This is a genomic window from Pollutimonas rozaliensis, assembly GCF_048751585.1.
Taxonomy (GTDB): domain Bacteria; phylum Pseudomonadota; class Gammaproteobacteria; order Burkholderiales; family Burkholderiaceae_B.
Map to the genome: position 1 here is coordinate 1 of NZ_JAZHOB010000380.1, position 233 is coordinate 233.

Here is a 233-nt window from a genome sequence, read left to right on the forward strand (position 1 = left end):
GCGCGCATCGACGTTTTTCTTGTCCAGGCGCATGCGCACCAGAAAGTCGTCTGCGCTCATATCACGCGGCGCGGCCAGCGGTAGTCCGGCACTTTCAATCACCGACCGAGTGCGCGCCAGCGCATCCTCCTTGATCCAGCCCAGCTGGCATGACAGCGTGGCCGCCATGGCCATGCCCGCCCCCACTGCCTCACCGTGCTGCCAGTTGCCATACCCCTGATGCGCTTCGATGG

The 233-nt window shown here is 64.8% G+C and carries 1 protein-coding gene; it reads right to left on the reverse strand.

The genetic code is table 11. The features are described 5' to 3' along the window. On the reverse strand, window positions 1-233 hold a 233-nt coding region (locus V0R37_RS23310; RefSeq protein WP_420376719.1), incomplete at both ends, for a 3-dehydroquinate synthase family protein.